At 68.0% G+C, this 15,778-nt stretch carries 13 protein-coding genes; 11 read left to right on the plus strand and 2 right to left on the minus strand.

The window, feature by feature from the left end; translation table 11 throughout:
* Positions 1-2 precede the first annotated feature (2 nt).
* The 10 genes from murC (at position 3) to recN (ending at position 11,550) form a co-directional block, all read left to right on the plus strand.
* A complete protein-coding gene (gene murC, locus LOS8367_RS01785; RefSeq protein WP_085894904.1) occupies positions 3-1,406 on the plus strand; it encodes a UDP-N-acetylmuramate--L-alanine ligase in 1,404 nt (467 codons plus the stop codon).
* A complete protein-coding gene (locus LOS8367_RS01790; protein ID WP_085894724.1) occupies positions 1,403-1,660 on the plus strand; it encodes a DUF2484 family protein in 258 nt (85 codons plus the stop codon). Before murC ends, LOS8367_RS01790 begins: the two co-directional genes overlap by 4 nt.
* Entirely contained in the window at positions 1,660-2,598 is a 939-nt protein-coding gene (gene murB / locus LOS8367_RS01795) for a UDP-N-acetylmuramate dehydrogenase (RefSeq protein WP_106535009.1), read from the plus strand. Before LOS8367_RS01790 ends, murB begins: the two co-directional genes overlap by 1 nt.
* Before the next feature lie 97 nt (positions 2,599-2,695).
* The gene (locus LOS8367_RS01800; RefSeq protein ID WP_085894726.1) at positions 2,696-3,610 is read left to right on the plus strand and encodes a D-alanine--D-alanine ligase; all 915 of its coding nucleotides are present in this window, start codon (positions 2,696-2,698) and stop codon (positions 3,608-3,610) included.
* On the plus strand, positions 3,598-4,485 hold the full coding sequence (locus tag LOS8367_RS01805) for a cell division protein FtsQ/DivIB (protein WP_085894727.1): 888 nt from the start codon (positions 3,598-3,600) through the stop codon (positions 4,483-4,485). The genes LOS8367_RS01800 and LOS8367_RS01805 overlap by 13 nt, the downstream gene beginning before the upstream one ends.
* 22 nt (positions 4,486-4,507) lie before the next feature.
* Positions 4,508-5,836 (plus strand): cell division protein FtsA, encoded by a 1,329-nt coding sequence (gene ftsA / locus LOS8367_RS01810; RefSeq protein ID WP_085894728.1) that lies wholly within the window; start codon positions 4,508-4,510, stop codon positions 5,834-5,836.
* 167 nt (positions 5,837-6,003) lie between these two features.
* Positions 6,004-7,719: a cell division protein FtsZ gene (ftsZ, locus tag LOS8367_RS01815; protein WP_085894729.1), complete on the plus strand. Its 1,716-nt coding sequence runs from the start codon at positions 6,004-6,006 to the stop codon at positions 7,717-7,719.
* A 191-nt stretch (positions 7,720-7,910) separates the two neighbouring features.
* Entirely contained in the window at positions 7,911-8,846 is a 936-nt protein-coding gene (lpxC, locus tag LOS8367_RS01820) for a UDP-3-O-acyl-N-acetylglucosamine deacetylase (protein ID WP_085894730.1), read from the plus strand.
* A gap of 122 nt (positions 8,847-8,968) precedes the next feature.
* The gene (locus tag LOS8367_RS01825) at positions 8,969-9,838 is read left to right on the plus strand and encodes an outer membrane protein assembly factor BamD (RefSeq protein WP_370161060.1); all 870 of its coding nucleotides are present in this window, start codon (positions 8,969-8,971) and stop codon (positions 9,836-9,838) included.
* 38 nt (positions 9,839-9,876) lie between these two features.
* On the plus strand, positions 9,877-11,550 hold the full coding sequence (gene recN / locus LOS8367_RS01830; protein ID WP_085894731.1) for a DNA repair protein RecN: 1,674 nt from the start codon (positions 9,877-9,879) through the stop codon (positions 11,548-11,550).
* A 311-nt stretch (positions 11,551-11,861) separates the two neighbouring features.
* On the opposite strand, the gene LOS8367_RS01835 is transcribed toward recN, so the two are convergent.
* A complete protein-coding gene (locus LOS8367_RS01835) occupies positions 11,862-13,571 on the minus strand; it encodes a bifunctional helix-turn-helix transcriptional regulator/alpha/beta hydrolase (RefSeq protein ID WP_165761367.1) in 1,710 nt (569 codons plus the stop codon).
* Positions 13,572-13,722: 151 nt separating this feature from the next.
* Between LOS8367_RS01835 and LOS8367_RS01840 the strand changes: the two genes are divergently transcribed.
* Positions 13,723-15,414 carry a chloride channel protein gene (locus LOS8367_RS01840; protein ID WP_085894906.1) on the plus strand — a complete coding sequence of 564 codons (1,692 nt, stop codon included), beginning with the start codon at positions 13,723-13,725 and terminating at the stop codon, positions 15,412-15,414.
* An 18-nt stretch (positions 15,415-15,432) separates the two neighbouring features.
* On the opposite strand, the gene LOS8367_RS01845 is transcribed toward LOS8367_RS01840, so the two are convergent.
* Positions 15,433-15,774 (minus strand): DUF427 domain-containing protein, encoded by a 342-nt coding sequence (locus LOS8367_RS01845; protein ID WP_085894733.1) that lies wholly within the window; start codon positions 15,772-15,774, stop codon positions 15,433-15,435.
* Positions 15,775-15,778: the final 4 nt, after the last annotated feature.

Raw genomic sequence — 15,778 nt, forward strand, 5'->3', positions numbered from 1 at the left:
CGATGAACGCCGCCACGAAACTGCCGCTCGATGTCGGTCCGATTCACTTCGTGGGCATCGGCGGGATCGGCATGTCCGGCATCGCCGAGGTGCTGCTCAACCAAGGCTACACGATCCAGGGCTCGGACCTGAAGGGCTCGAAGATCACCGAGCGTCTCGAAGGGCTGGGCGCCCGCATCTTCATCGGTCAGTCGGGGGAGAACCTCGATGGCGCCGAGGTGGTGGTGATCTCCTCCGCCATCAAGCCGGGCAATCCCGAACTCGACGAGGCGCGCCGGCGGGGCCTGCCGGTGGTGCGCCGCGCCGAGATGCTGGCCGAACTGATGCGGCTGCGCTCGAACGTCGCTGTCGGCGGCACCCATGGCAAGACCACCACCACCACCATGGTGGCGACGCTGCTCGACGCCGGGCATTTCGACCCCACGGTCATCAATGGCGGCATCATCCATGCCTATGGCTCGAACGCCCGGATGGGGCAGGGCGAATGGATGGTGGTCGAGGCTGACGAGAGCGACGGCACCTTCAACCGGCTGCCCGCGACCATCGCCATCGTCACCAATATCGACCCCGAGCACATGGATCACTGGGGTTCGATCGAGGGGCTCAGGAAGGGCTTCCTCGACTTCGTCTCGAACATCCCCTTTTACGGCCTCGCGGTGTGCTGCACCGATCATCCTGAAGTGCAGGCGCTGGTCGGCAAGATCACTGATCGCCGGGTCGTTACCTTCGGTTTCAACGCGCAGGCCGATGTGCGGGCCGCGAACCTGACATACAAGGCTGGCGTAGCGCATTTCGACATCGTGCTGCGGGCCGAGGACGCGGTGATCGAGGGCTGCAGCCTGCCGATGCCGGGGGACCACAACGTCTCGAACGCGCTGGCCGCTGTCGCGGTGGCACGGCATCTGGGCATGAAGCGCGATGAAATCCGCGCGGCGCTAGCGGCTTTCGGCGGCGTCAATCGCCGCTTCACCAAGGTGGGCGAATGGAACGGCGTGGCGATCATCGACGATTACGGCCACCACCCGGTCGAGATCGCCGCGGTGCTGCGGGCCGCGCGTCAGGCGAGCGAGGGGCGGGTGATCGCGGTGCACCAGCCGCATCGCTACACCCGCCTGTCCTCGCTCTTCGATGATTTCTGCACCTGCTTCAACGATGCCGACGTGGTCGGCATCTCCGACATCTATGCTGCTGGTGAAGAGCCGATCGAGGGGGCGGGGCGCGACGACCTCGTCGCCGGGCTGATCCGCCACGGCCATCGCCATGCCCGCGCCGTCACCTCCGAGGAAGATCTCGCGCGACTTGTGCGCGAGCAGGCGCGGCCGGGCGACATCGTGGTCTGTCTCGGCGCCGGCACGATCAGCGCCTGGGCCGGCGCACTGCCCGCAAGGCTGGGACAGGACGGATGAGCGCAGTGCAGGCCCTGCCGCTGGCGGCCGCCTGCCTCTGGCTAATTGCGGCCAATATGGCGGCCATGCTGCCGCGCGACAATCACCGTAAATGTGCCAGCGTGCTGGTGGTGATCGGCGTGCCGCTTCTGGGCTGGGTCACCTTCGCGCTGGGCCCGGTCCTGGGCGTGATGCTGATGGCTGGCGGCGCCTCGGTGCTGCGCTGGCCCCTGAGGGCCGCCGGGCGGCGGCTGCGTCGACTGGGAGGAGCATGATGACCGATCTTTCCGATCCTCTGCCGCAGGTGCGCGGCCGGCTGACGCCGAACCGGCCACTCTCCGATCTGACATGGCTGCGGGTCGGCGGTCCGGCCGACTGGCTGTTCCAGCCCGCCGATCGCGAGGATCTCGCCGATTTCCTGCGTGATCTCGACCCTTCGGTGCCGGTCTTCCCGATGGGGGTCGGCTCGAACCTGATCGTGCGCGATGGCGGGGTGCGGGGCGTGGTGATCCGGCTCGGTCGCGGCTTCAACGGCATCGAGATCGGCGATGACGGCAGCGTCACGGCCGGCGCGGCCGCGCTCGATTCGCATGTCGCGCGCAAGGCGGCGCAGGCGGGGCGCGACCTGACCTTCCTGCGCACCATCCCGGGCGCCATCGGCGGCGCGGTGCGGATGAATGCGGGCTGTTACGGGGCCTATGTCGCCGATGTGCTGCGCGAGGTGAGCGTGATCCACCGCGACGGCCGGACCGAGGTGCTGCCTGCAGAAGCGCTTGAGCTGGGCTATCGCTCCAGTTCCTTGCCGGAGGGGGCGGTGATCGTCGAGGCCGTTTTCGACGCAGGCCCCGGCGAGGCGGCTGCGCTCGAGGCGCGGATGGAGGAGCAGATCGCGAAGCGCGACGCCAGCCAGCCCACCAAGGACAGGACCGCGGGCTCGACCTTCCGCAATCCGGCCGGGTTTTCCTCCACGGGGCGCGCTGATGACAGCCACGAGCTGAAGGCCTGGAAGGTGATCGACGAGGCCGGGCTGCGCGGGGCACGGCTCGGCGGCGCGGTGATGAACGAAAAGCACCCGAATTTCCTCACCAATGCCGGCGAGGCCACGGCGGCCGAGCTCGAAGCTCTGGGCGAGAAGGTCCGGAAAAGGGTTTACGAGCATTCCGGCCTGACGCTAGAGTGGGAAATCATGCGGGTCGGGCAGCCGTCCGCGTGACAAGCGAATAATTCGGTCCCCGCAAAGCGGGGAAGGCCCGGAATGGGTTATAACAATGACGCGTCGTTCAGCGGCGCGCGAATGGGGCAGTCTGGGAATGTCGAGCGGGACACATCCCAAGGTCGTCGTGTTGATGGGCGGACCCTCGGCCGAGCGCGAGGTCTCCTTGTCATCCGGGCGCGAATGCGCGGCGGCCTTGCGGCAGGCGGGATACGAGGTCGTCGAGGTCGATGCCGGCCCCGACCTGCCGTCGCAACTCCAATCCCATGCGCCCGACGTCGTCTTCAACGCGCTGCACGGCCGCCGCGGCGAGGATGGATGCGTTCAGGGCCTGCTGGAATGGCTGCGCATCCCCTATACCCATTCCGGAGTGCTGGCCTCGGCGCTCGCCATGGACAAGGAGGCATCCAAGGCCGCCTTCCGCGCCGCCGGCCTGCCCGTGGCCGAAAGCCGTCTGGCCTCGAAGGCCGAGGCGATGGCGACGCATCTGCTGCCGCTGCCCTACGTGATCAAGCCCAACAACGAAGGCTCCAGCGTCGGCGTCTACATCGTGGCCGAGGGCGCGAACGCGCCGCCGCAGCTTTCCGATGACATGCCCGAGACGGTGATGGTCGAGAGCTACCTGCCGGGGCGCGAGCTGACGACGACGGTGATGGGGGACCGGGCGCTCACAGTAACGGACATCGTCACGAGCGGCTGGTACGATTACGACGCCAAGTACAAGACCGGCGGCTCGCACCATGTCGTGCCCGCCGACATCCCGGCCGAGATCTTCGAGGCCTGCCTCGATTATGCGCTTCGGGCGCATCGGGCGCTGGGCTGCCGTGGCCTGTCGCGTACCGATTTCCGCTGGGACGAGGCGCGCGGGCTCGACGGTCTGGTGCTGCTCGAGACCAACACCCAGCCCGGCATGACGCCCACCTCGCTCGCGCCCGAGCAGGCGGCGAGGACCGGGATCTCCTTTCCGGACCTGTGCCGCTGGCTGGTGGAGGATGCCTCGTGCGATCGCTGAAGTCGCTGTTCCGGCGCGAGCCGCAATACGGCAACCGCCGCGATCCGGCGCCGACGCGCTGGGGCTACCGCTACCAGCGGCTGATGCTGACGCCGACCTTCCGGATCGGTGTGCGCTTCGGCCTGCCGGTCCTGTTCGTCGCTCTGGTCGGTGGCATCTGGTTCGGCCAGGAGGACAACCGGGCCACCTTTGCAAAACAGATCGACCGGCTCAAGGCGACGATCCAGCAGCGCCCCGAATTCATGGTCGGGGCGGTCGAGACCGAGGGGGCAGAGCCGGCGCTCGCCGCCGCGATCCGGGCTTTCCTGCCCGAGACGATGCCAGTTTCCTCGTTCGATCTCGACCTCCCCGAGATCCGTACCCGGATTCGTGAACTGACGGCGGTGGCCGACGCCACGGTGCGGGTCCGTCCCGGCGGCACATTGGAAATCGCGGTGACGCAGCGGGTGCCGGTCGCGGTCTGGCGCTATGTCGACGGGCTGCGGCTGGTCGATGCCGAGGGCGTGATGACCGGCATGATCGCGCAGCGCTCCGACCGGGCTGACCTGCCGCTGATCGCGGGCGACGGCGCGCGCGAGAAAATCGACGAGGCGCTGGCGCTCTTCGCCGCCGCCGCGCCGGTCGCGCCGCGCATCCGGGGGCTTGTGCGGATGGGCGAACGGCGCTGGGACCTGGTCCTCGATCGCGACCAGCGGATCTTGCTGCCGGCCGAGAACCCGGTGCAGGCGCTGGAGCGGGTGATGGCGCTCGACGGGGCCGAGGAAATGCTGGCGCGCGACATCGCGGCCGTGGATGTGCGGAACGAGGATCGGCCGACCATAAGGCTGACCGAGCAGGCTCTGGTGCGGCTCCGCCGCGTCAGCGAGAACAACTAGAAAACGGAGCGGGGACGAACAGATGGGGCAGCTCTACCAGACCCAGCGGGCTATGCGCCACATGCGCAAGGCGGCGATGCAGCGTGGCGTGATCGCCATTCTCGACGTCGGCACCTCTAAGATTGCCTGCCTGGTGCTGCGATTCGACGGCGATGCTCCGGCGCTCGAGGGCGTGGGCTCGATGGCCGGGCAGTCCAATTTCCGCATCATCGGCGCCGCCACCACCCGCTCGCGAGGCGTCTCCTTCGGTGAGGTCGCGGCGATGGCCGAGACCGAGCGCGCGATCCGCACCGCGGTGCAGGCGGCGCAGAAGATGGCCGGGGTCCGGGTCGATCACGTCATCGCCACGCTGTCCGGCGCGCGGCCGCGCAGCTACGGGCTCGATGGCGAGGTCGAGGTGGAGGCCGGGCAGGTCACCGACGGCGATATCGGCCGTGTGCTGGCGGCCTGCGAGCTGCCCGATTACGGCGATGGCCGCGAGGTGCTGCACGCGCAGCCGGTCAACTTCGCGCTCGACCACCGCTCGGGTCTCGCCGATCCGCGCGGCCAGATCGGCCAGCGGCTGACCACCGACATGCACCTGCTCACGGTCGACGCCACCGCGATCGAGAACTTGCTCTACTGCATCAAGCGCTGCGATCTCGAAGTCGCGGGGCTGGCCTCATCGGCCTATGTCTCGGGCATCTCCAGCCTGGTCGAGGACGAGCAGGAACTGGGCGCGGCCTGCATCGATCTGGGCGGCGGCTCGACCGGCATCTCGGTGTTCATCCGCAAGCACATGATCTACGCGGATTCGGTGCGCATGGGCGGCGATCACGTCACCTCGGACATCTCGATGGGCCTGCAGGTGCCGATGGCCACCGCCGAGCGGATCAAGACCTTCTATGGGGGCGTCGTCGCCACCGGCATGGATGACCGCGAGATGATCGAGATCGGCGGCGATACCGGCGATTGGGAACATGACCGCCGCACCGTCAGCCGGGCCGAACTGATCGGCATCATGCGGCCGCGGGTCGAGGAGATCCTCGAGGAGGTGCGCCAGCGACTCGACGCGGCCGGTTTCGAGCATCTGCCCAGCCAGCAGATCGTGCTCACCGGCGGCGGCAGCCAGATCCCCGGCCTCGACGGGCTGGCGACTCGCATCCTCGGTCAGCAGGTCCGGCTCGGCCGCCCGCTCAGGGTGCAGGGGCTGCCTCAGGCCGCCACGGGGCCGGCCTTCGCGGGCTCGGTCGGGCTGTGCCTCTTCGCCGCGCACCCGCAGGACGAATGGTGGGATTTCGACGTGCCCGCCGAAAAGCACCCGGCGCGGTCGCTGAAGCGGGCCTTCAAGTGGTTCAAGGACAACTGGTAATACGCGAGATGTCGCCGACCACCGAGAATCGACGCTGCGGAAACGGCAGAAAATAAGTAGGAATGCCCGAGTTTCCCCGTGACGATGCGGACGCGCGCGGATAGTTTGGCCAGATAATGGCAGATACGCCCGGCGGGACGGGCCAGATTCAGGACAGGCAGACAGCGATGGCACTCAACCTCTCTCTGCCGGGGCAGGAAGATCTCAAGCCCCGGATCACCGTCTTCGGCGTGGGCGGCGCTGGTGGCAACGCGGTCAACAACATGATCGAGAAGGAACTCGACGGTGTCGAGTTCGTGGTCGCCAACACCGATGCGCAGGCGCTTCAGCAGTCGCGCGCCACGGCCAAGATCCAGATGGGCGTGAAGGTCACCGAAGGCCTTGGCGCCGGCGCCCGCGCGACCGTCGGTGCCGCCGCAGCCGAGGAATCGATCGAAGAGATCGTCGATCACCTCGCCGGGGCCCACATGTGCTTCATCACCGCCGGCATGGGTGGTGGCACCGGCACCGGTGCCGCGCCGATCATCGCCCAGGCCGCGCGCGAGCTCGGCGTGCTGACCGTCGGCGTCGTCACCAAGCCGTTCCAGTTCGAGGGCGGCAAGCGCATGAAGCAGGCCGAGGCCGGCGTCGAGGCGCTGCAGAAGGTGGTCGACACGCTGATCATCATTCCGAACCAGAACCTGTTCCGGCTCGCCAATGAGAACACCACCTTCACCGAGGCCTTCGCGCTCGCCGATGACGTTCTCTACCAAGGCGTCAAGGGCGTGACCGACCTGATGGTGCGTCCGGGCCTGATCAACCTCGACTTCGCCGACGTGCGCGCGGTGATGGACGAGATGGGCAAGGCGATGATGGGCACCGGCGAGGCCGATGGCGAGGATCGCGCCGTGCAGGCGGCCGAGAAGGCGATAGCGAACCCGCTCTTGGACGAGATCAGCCTCGAGGGCGCGCGCGGCGTGCTGATCAACATCACCGGCGGCTACGACCTCACCCTGTTCGAACTCGACGAGGCGGCGAACAAGATCCGCGAAAAGGTCGATCCCGAGGCCAACATCATCGTTGGCTCGACGCTCGATACCGGCATGGAAGGCCGGATGCGTGTCTCGGTCGTGGCCACCGGCATCGATGCGCTGGCCAAGCCCGAGGAAGTGCCGGTGCCGCGTCGCAAGATGAGCGAGCCGCTGCGCGAGCGCGTTTCGGCCGAGGACGAGGCGCCCGCCGCCCCGGTGCCGCCGCGCCGCGAGGCGCCGCAGCAGCCCGCGCCGCGCGCTCAGGCCGCCGCGCCGCGCCGCGAGGCGCAGCCGCAGTCCCGCCGTGAGCCTGAGCAAAGCTTCGAGGAAGAGGATTACGCCGAGGGCTTCGACACGCGCCGTCCGGCACCGCGCGAAGAGGCGCGCTACCAGCCGCAGCGCGACGACGACCTGCCGCCTCCCGCCTATGAGCCGCGCCGCGAGGCGCCGCAGGCAGAAGCCGCACCCGAGAGCTTCGTGGCGCCCGCGCCGCGCTCGGGTGGCAGCTCGGCCGGTGACATGGCCCGGCTGCGCGCCGCGGCTCAGAACCAGCCGCGCCCGCAGCAGTCCGAGCGGCAGGAAATGCCGCGCGCCGAGCCGCGCAGCCCCGCCGCCCCGGCACGTGGCGCCGAGGCCGACCGCCAGCAGCCGCGTTTCGGGATCAACTCGCTAATCAACCGGATGACCGGCCATGGCGAGCAGCCTTCCGGTCAGCCCGCGAGCCAGCCGCGCCAGCAGCCGCAGGCCCAGCGCCCGGCGCCGCAGCAGCCCACCGGCCCGCGCCAGGCACCGAACTGGTCGGATGATGGCGAGACCGATCCCGAGCAGGAACGCATCGAGATTCCGGCTTTCCTGCGTCGTCAGGCCAACTGACCGCTCCGCACAACTGCTGTGCGAAAAGGGCCGCCCTCTGGGCGGCCCTTTGTTTTCCTGTACCGAATTTCTGCCGATGCGTGTCCCCGGTCACATGTTTCACGCTGTCGCAAAGAGTGAATTGTGACTGATGCATGAAGCTCTTAGGTCACTTGGGTAACGAAATCCGAAACGGATCCGGGCAGAGAGACGTGCAGACTACGCTGATCACGCAGGTCGGGTTTACCGGCATCGGGCTCCATTCGGGGCGACCGGTCCGGCTGTGCCTGCGCCCCGCACCTGCCGGACATGGCATCGTCTTTCGCCGGATGGACGTGGTCGGCATCGACGCACGGGTCCCGGCCCGCTGGGACCTCGTCGAGATCTCACCGCTCAACACCCGCATCGTCAACGAGGCCGGAGTCTCCGTCTCTACCATCGAACATTTGATGGCGGCCCTGGCGGGCTGCGGCGTGCACAACGTTCTCGTCGAGATCGACGGGCCCGAAGTGCCGATCCTCGACGGCAGCGCCGCCGGTTTCGCGCGCGCCATCTTTGGCGCTGGTCTGACGAGGCTCGATGCGCCGCTCCACGCCATCGAGATCCTCGCGCCGGTCGAAGCGGTGCATGGTGCCGCCGTGGCGCGGCTGCGGCCGCAGACGCCTTATGAGCCGCGCGGGTTGCGCATCGATTTCGAGATCGACTTTCCGGATGCAGCGATCGGCCGTCAGAACCGGGTGCTCGACATGGCCAATGGGGCCTTCCTGCGCGAGCTCTGCGACAGCCGGACCTTCTGTCGGCTTTCCGATGTCGAGGCGATGCAGGCGCAGGGGCTGGCCTTGGGTGGCACCTTCGACAACGCCGTCGTGGTCGATGGCGCCGAGGTGCTGAGCCCGGGCGGGCTGCGCCATGCCGACGAGGCGGTGCGCCACAAAATGCTCGATGCGCTGGGTGACCTGACCACGGCCGGGCTGCCGATCCTGGGCGTGTACGAAGGGCGGCGTGCCGGCCATGCGATGACCAACCGGCTGCTGCGGGCGCTCTTCGCGCAGCCCGATGCCTGGCGTCTCGTTACCTGCGATGCGGCGCTTGCCGACCAGTTGCCGGGCAGCCGGATCAAGTCGGCGGATCTCGCCGCCGTTGCCTGACGAAGGCGGTCGCCAAGCGGTCGAGGGAAAAGCCATTTTGCCCCCGATTTTTTCATGCTAGACCCAAGGCCGAGCGGCCCCGAAACGGGGCGTGAACGGGGCGCCGACCCCGGGATGGGCAGATGACCGACAGGATGCAGGACGCGCGGATGGCAGGCAGCGGAACACGGGCCAGCTTGGGCCTGATTTTGGCCTTGGGGCTACTTTCGGCTTGCGGCAACACCACCAACCGTCTGGCCTCCGGCGAGCTCGAACAGATGAGTGCGGTCGAGATCTACCAGAAAGGCGAGGGCAGCCTCGAAGGCGGCCAGTCCGAAGACGCCGCTTTCTATTTCGGCGAGATCGAGCGCCTCTACCCTTATTCGGAATGGGCCAAGCGCGGCCTGATCATGCAGGCCTTCGCGCATCACAAGGACCGCGCCTACGACGAGAGCCGGGCCAGCGCGCAGCGCTATCTCGATTTCTATCCGACCAGCGAGGACGCGGCCTATGCGCAGTACCTGCTGGCGCTGAGCTACTACGACCAGATCGACGATATCGGCCGCGATCAGGGCCTGACCTTTCAGGCACTGCAGGCGCTGCGCGCGGTGATCGAGCAGTATCCCGACAGCAGCTATGCCGCCGAGGCCAAGCTCAAGTTCGATCTTGCCTTCGATCACCTCGCGGCCAAGGAAATGGAAATCGGGCGTTACTATCTCAAGCGCAACCATTATGCCGCCGCGGCCCGTCGTTTCCGGGTGGTGGTCGAGGACTTCCAAACCACGACCCACACCGCCGAGGCGCTGCACCGGTTGGTCGAATCCTATCTCTCGCTGGGCCTTCTCGAGGAGGCGCAGACCGCCGGCGCGATTCTGGGCTACAACTACCGTGGCACCGACTGGTATCAGGACAGCTACGCGCTGCTCACCGGGCGCGGTCTCAGGCCGGAAGCGGCGGGCGACAACTGGCTGGCCGCGATCTACCGCCAGCTGGTGCGCGGCGAGTGGATCTGATTTGCGCGTGCTGACGTTCCGCTCGGGGGGTTAAGACCATGCTGCGCGCGCTCGACATTCGGGACATGCTGATCATCGACCGGCTGGAGCTTGAGTTTCAGCCCGGTCTCAACGTGCTGACCGGCGAGACCGGGGCGGGCAAGTCGATCCTTCTGGATTCGCTGGGCTTCGTCTTGGGCTGGCGCGGTCGTGCCGAGCTGGTGCGCGCCGGGGCGGCGCAGGGCGAGGTGACGGCGGTGTTCGAACTGGCGTCGGACCATCCGGCGCGCCGGGTCTTGGCCGAGGCGGGGATCGAGGCGGAGGGCGAGCTGATCCTGCGGCGGGTCAACACCGAAGGCGGCCGCAAGACCGCCTGGGTCAACGATCGTCGCGTCTCGGGCGAGGTATTGCGCGCGCTCTCCGACGAACTTCTGGAACTGCATGGCCAGCATGACGATCGCGGTCTGCTCGATCCGCGCGGTCACAGGCTGATGCTGGACGAGTTTGCACAGGCGGGTCCGGCCATCGCCGAAACCCGGGCCGCCTGGGCCGCGCGTCGCGCAGCGCGCAAGACGCTGGCCGCCGCGCAGGAGCAGATCGCCGCGCTCAAGGCCGAGGAAGAGTATCTCCGCCACGCGGTCGCCGAGCTCGACGCGCTCGACCCTCAGCCCGGCGAGGAGGCCGAGCTCGACTCGACCCGTCGACGGATGCAGGGCGCCGAGCGGGTGCGCGGCGACATTGCCCGGGCGCATCAGGTGATCTCTGGCGAGGGCGCCGAGGGGCTGGTCGCCGATGCGATGCGCTGGCTCGACGGCGCGGTCGAGGCCGCCGAGGGCCGTCTGGATCCGGTGATGGAGGCGCTCGCGCGCGCGCTCGACGCGCTCGGAGAGGCCGAAACCGGGGTGCGCGACGCGCTCGACGCGATGGAGGTCGATCCCCGCGCGCTCGAAGCGGCCGAAGAGCGACTCTTCGCTCTGCGTGGTCTCGCGCGCAAGCACGACGTCATGGTGGACGAGCTGGCCGAGTTCGCCGACGGGTTGCGCGGCCGCCTGCGGGCGCTCGATGCTTCCGAAGGTGACATGGCCGAGCTGGAAGCGGCCGTTCGAGCGGCCGATGCGGCCTATGACGCGGCGGCGCGGGCTCTGACTTCGCTCCGTTCGGAGGCCGGCACGCGGCTGTCGAGCGCGATGGCGGCGGAACTGGCGCCGCTCAAGCTCGATCGGGCCGTGTTCGAAGTCGACATCGCCCCGGCCGAACCAGGCCCCGAGGGGCGCGATGATGTGAGTTTCCGCGTCGCCACCAATCCCGGAGCGCCTGCCGGGCCGTTGTCGCGCATCGCATCAGGCGGCGAGCTGTCACGCTTTTTGCTGGCGCTGAAGGTCTGCCTGACCGGGGACAATGCCGGCAAGACGTTGATCTTCGACGAAATCGACCGCGGTCTCGGCGGTGCTACCGCAAACGCGGTGGGCAGGCGACTCGCGCGTCTGGCCGATGGCGCGCAGGTGCTGGTGGTAACCCATTCTCCGCAAGTGGCGGCGCTGGGGGCGCATCACTGGCGGGTCGAAAAGTCTGTGAGCGCCGGACCCACGGGCGAGATCACCACCTCGCGCGTCGTGCCGCTGGGCGAAACCGATCGCATCGACGAAATCGCGAGGATGCTGGCAGGCGATACCGTCACCGAAGCCGCGCGCGGCGCGGCGCGTGTTCTGCTTGAGGATGCGGACGCGGCCTGAGTCCTGCTGGCGAGAGGCAGAGATGCTGCCGCTCGTGGTACTCGGGGTTGGTAGGCATTCGAAAAGAAAAAGGCGGCATGTTGGACAAGGTTGGTTCCCCGAACATCACACCGCCAAAGTTCGGCATTGCCCGGCCGGTCGGGTTCTAAATTGATCTTGCCTCAAGCGGCCACTCACCTCCGCCATCGGCCCAAGCTACGTACCGCGATCGTGAATTGCGGCGAATATCTCTGGTCAATGTCCCATTGGTACCGCGTGGGACAACCATACGTCATACCCTATTTGGGGTATGGTGGTCCGGAAAGCCATGCTCATGCGTATAGGTTCAGAAGATCAAGCGCATCCGGCCACTTGGAGAGGAACAGAAGCTGGCCCGCATCGTCGTAGGCGCGAAATTCGATCCAAGGATGGTCGCGCTGAAATTGTGCCAAGATCTCTGGCGGCACTTGGGGATCTTGCAATCCGGACAGGAAATGCACCGGCAGATCCCGCAGCGAGGCCAGCGAAGGCCGCCAGTCCATGGCGGATCGACGCGTCATTTCCTGGGCCAACGCCACGGTAGACCCTCCCCGCGGCGCGAGCAGCAGTGCCGCGATCTCGTGATCTTCGACAAGCGCGAGATCGGCCGAACTCTCGGCATAGACTTCGCGCAGGATCTGCCGTCCCTCACCGCGCCGCAGCCGTACCGCGGCCGCCTCGAGCAGGACCGGTAGCAGATGCGGCGTGTAGCGCGCCGCCCCCAGCATGGCGCGGTGCCATTTGTGCATGGGGGTGAATTGTTCCGGCGAGGATAGCGGCAGCGTGCCGCCGCAGGCGATCAGCGCACCGCTGCGACGCGGATGCGCCCGGTGCAGCGCCATGGCGATCAGGCTTTCATCGCCCATGGTGAGAACCGGCACCGGCTCGCGGACGAGATGTTCGAGCAAGGCCGCGACGTCGTGGACGAACTGCCGCACCGGGTCGGCATAAGGCGGCGGCGGGTCGGTCTCACCCTGTCCGGCCCGAAGCGGTACGATCACGCAAAGCCCCTGACGCGCCGCCGTGCTTTCCGCCGCGGCGGGCCAGCGTGTCGGGCCAAGCAGCGGAGCGAGGAACAGGCAGGGACGCCCGCCCGGGTCGCCCAAAATCAGGTAGTCGAGACGCCGCCCATCCGAAAGCCGCATCCGCCGGGGCTGGACAGCCTGGTCCGTCTCCGCGAAGCGCAGCGGGGTCGAGTTCGGATTGACCGGTATCATTTGCAGCATCGACAGCGTCAGCCGCACAAGCTCCGCTTGGCTGCGGATCTCGGTCTTGCCCATGATCGATTTGAGCTGCGCGCGAACGGTCTCGACGCTGCGGCCCCGCGCGATGGCGATGTCGGGCAGTGCCGCGCCCTGGCTCAGTTCGCGCAGCACGTCCGTCTCCGCCGGGGTCAGGCCGAAGGCGTCCCGCAGCATGTCCGGCAGATCGGCGGGCCAGTCGAGCTCCGAGGTGATGACGAGGACGCGCGGCTCGGAACTGCCCGGCAGGAGTCGCAACGCCAGCAGGATCCCCCGCTCGCCCTCGGGCCCATGGCCGCGCAGAATTGCCGTCGTGTCTTCGGTCCCGGCGATGATGCCATGGATGCGTGTCCTCAGCCGTTCGCGCTCCGCGGGCTCGAGCTTCAGGCGCTCCAGACCTTCGCCCACGACAGCGCCAAGCACGCGCGCGGCGGCGGCATTGGCCGACGTCAGGAGCATGTCCGACCCGATCACGAAGGCGGCGGCGCGCTCGATACCGGCAAGCGCGGGGGAGGTGGCCGAGCCGGAATGCTGGTCGATCAGCCGCCGTAGCCGGACGGCGTGCCGATCGAAAGGCTGCAGCCCCCGAAGATCGCCATCATGGATGGCCTGCCGCAGCGGGGCCATCACCGGTTCCCAGTTGTCGATCAGGGTGCCGAGCCGGTCGGGATCGATCGCGGCATCGTAAATGAGGTCGATCAGCGACTCGGCCTCGTCCGGTGTCGGCAAGACCGCGAGATGCCGTCGTGCCTGTTCCGGCATGCTTGCCTCCCTCATCCGTAGTTGAGACCGAGTGTACCCTCTGGTGCCCGATATGGCGAGGCAGGGGGCGAGCATCGCCCGCGCAGCTTCAATCGGACGAGGATTCCCTCTAGAAGCAGAGGCGCATGTGGATGGCTGGCAGCAGGATGCGATGAGCGGCGTCGAGCAGCGAGAAGACGGGCCGGGGGTGCTGGGACGACTGGCGCGGGTCTGGAGCGACGGTTGGGCGCTGATCCGCAGCCATGGGCCGAGTCAGGTGCAGTTCTGGTTCATCGCTCTGGCGCTTGGCAGCGCTGCCGGGATCGCCGCGATCGGCTTTCGCGCCGGGATCGAATGGCTGCAGGCCACGCTTTACGGCACCGACGACGTGGCGATGCTGCACAGCTTCGCGGCCTCGCTGCCTTGGTATTGGCTGCTATGCCTACCGGTGGCGGGCGGCCTGGTCGTCGGGCTGCTGCTCGACCGGTTCACCGAGGATGCGCGGGTGCGTTCCGTGGCCGAGGTGATCGAGGGCGCGGCGCTGCGCGAGGGGCGGGTGGAACGCAAGCGCGGGCTTATTTCCGCCTTGGCATCGATGATCACGCTGTCCACCGGCGGTTCGACGGGGCGCGAGGGGCCGGTGGTGCACCTCGCTTCGGTTCTGGCCACATATGTTTCAAGCTGGATCCGCGCCGACGGGATCACCGGTCGCGATCTACTGGGCTGCGCCGTGGCGGCCGCCGTCTCGGCCAGCTTCAACGCGCCGATCGCGGGCGCGCTCTTCGCGCTCGAAGTGGTGTTGCGGCATTTCGCGGTCCACGCCTTCGCGCCCATCGCCATCGCCAGCGTCGCCGGCACGGTTCTGGGACGCTTGGTCTGGGGCGACGTGACGGAGTTCACGCTGCCCGACAAGAACGCGCTGGCCTTCTACGTGGAACTGCCCGCCTTCCTGCTACTGGGGCTTCTATGTGGTCTCGTCGCCGTGGTGCTGATGCGGTCCATCTTCTGGGCCGACGACGTGGCGAACCGGGTGCAGGCACGCATCGCGCTGCCGCGCTGGCTTCGGCCTGCGGCCACGGGACTGATCCTCGGCGTCATCGCGATTTTCTTCCCGCACATCATCGGCGTGGGCTACGAGACCACCTCGGCAGCGCTGCAGGGCAACATCGCCTTCGACCTCGCGGTGATCTTCGTGGTGGTCAAGGTGGCCGCGGTGGCAGTCACCATGGCCGGGCGCATGGGTGGCGGTATATTTTCGCCCTCGCTGATGATCGGCGCACTTACCGGGCTCGCCTTCGGCACAGTCGCCACTGCCATCGCGCCGGACTTCTCGGGCGAGGGTACGCTCTATGCGCTAGCAGGGATGGGGGCTGTAGCGGCCGCCGTGCTGGGCGCACCGATCTCGACCACGCTGATCGTGTTCGAGTTGACAGGCGACTGGCAGACTGGGCTCGCGGTGATGGTGGCGGTGTCGCTGTCATCGGCGCTGGCCTCGCGACTGGTGCAGCGCTCGTTCTTCCTGACGCAGTTGGCGCGGCGGGGGGTGCACTTGGCTGCCGGGCCGCAGGCCTGGCTCCTCGGCACGATCCGGGTCGAGACGGTGATGCGGGCCACCGGCGCGCCGCGCGCCGCCCCCGAGGAGGCCTGCCGGGAAATGATCGCGGAAGGGGTCTTCGTGCAATCGGGGGCGACGCTGGAACAGGCGATGCCGCTGTTCGAGACGGTGCAGCGGCCCTTCGTGCCGGTGGTCCGCTTCTGCCCCGGCGATGAGACGCCGGAGCTCTGGGGTGCGCTGTTTCAGGTGGACGGGCTGCGCGCGGTCAACCGCGCGCTAACACGGCTGGCGGCCGAGGAGCATTCCTGACCGCCGCATCGATCGGGATCAGACCTGCTCGACCGCGACCTTGTTCTTGTAGAAGGCGAGGCAGTCCTTGATCTGCTCCATGCCTTCCTTGGGGTCCTCGTAGGACCAGACCGCATCCTCGATCGCGCCGCTCTTGGCGATGATGGTGTAATAATGCGCGTCACCCTTCCACGGGCAGTGCGAGCGGGTCTTCGACGGTTCGAGAAAGGCCATCGCGATATCCTCGCGCGGGAAATAGATCACCGGCGGGTAGTCGCCCTCGACCAGTTCCAGCGCCCGGCTGCTCTCGCCGAGCACGGCGCCACCGGCGCGCACCACCCAGGTGCCCTCGGCGGGGCGAATCGTGATGTGATCGCTCATGTCG

Source organism: Limimaricola soesokkakensis, from assembly GCF_900172345.1.
Taxonomy (GTDB): domain Bacteria; phylum Pseudomonadota; class Alphaproteobacteria; order Rhodobacterales; family Rhodobacteraceae; genus Limimaricola; species Limimaricola soesokkakensis.

Bases quoted from the DNA above. Each gene is read 5' to 3' on its own strand.
- LOS8367_RS01825 (WP_370161060.1), top strand. From the start codon at position 8,969: ATGACCGACAGGATGCAGGACGCGCGGATGGCAGGCAGCGGAACACGG.
- ftsZ (WP_085894729.1), top strand. From the start codon at position 6,004: ATGGCACTCAACCTCTCTCTGCCGGGGCAGGAAGATCTCAAGCCCCGG.
- murC (WP_085894904.1), top strand. From the start codon at position 3: ATGAACGCCGCCACGAAACTGCCGCTCGATGTCGGTCCGATTCACTTC.
- murB (WP_106535009.1), top strand. From the start codon at position 1,660: ATGACCGATCTTTCCGATCCTCTGCCGCAGGTGCGCGGCCGGCTGACG.
- LOS8367_RS01840 (WP_085894906.1), top strand. From the start codon at position 13,723: ATGAGCGGCGTCGAGCAGCGAGAAGACGGGCCGGGGGTGCTGGGACGA.
- recN (WP_085894731.1), top strand. From the start codon at position 9,877: ATGCTGCGCGCGCTCGACATTCGGGACATGCTGATCATCGACCGGCTG.
- LOS8367_RS01790 (WP_085894724.1), top strand. From the start codon at position 1,403: ATGAGCGCAGTGCAGGCCCTGCCGCTGGCGGCCGCCTGCCTCTGGCTA.
- LOS8367_RS01845 (WP_085894733.1), bottom strand. From the start codon at position 15,774: ATGAGCGATCACATCACGATTCGCCCCGCCGAGGGCACCTGGGTGGTG.
- LOS8367_RS01835 (WP_165761367.1), bottom strand. From the start codon at position 13,571: ATGCCGGAACAGGCACGACGGCATCTCGCGGTCTTGCCGACACCGGAC.
- ftsA (WP_085894728.1), top strand. From the start codon at position 4,508: ATGGGGCAGCTCTACCAGACCCAGCGGGCTATGCGCCACATGCGCAAG.
- LOS8367_RS01800 (WP_085894726.1), top strand. From the start codon at position 2,696: ATGTCGAGCGGGACACATCCCAAGGTCGTCGTGTTGATGGGCGGACCC.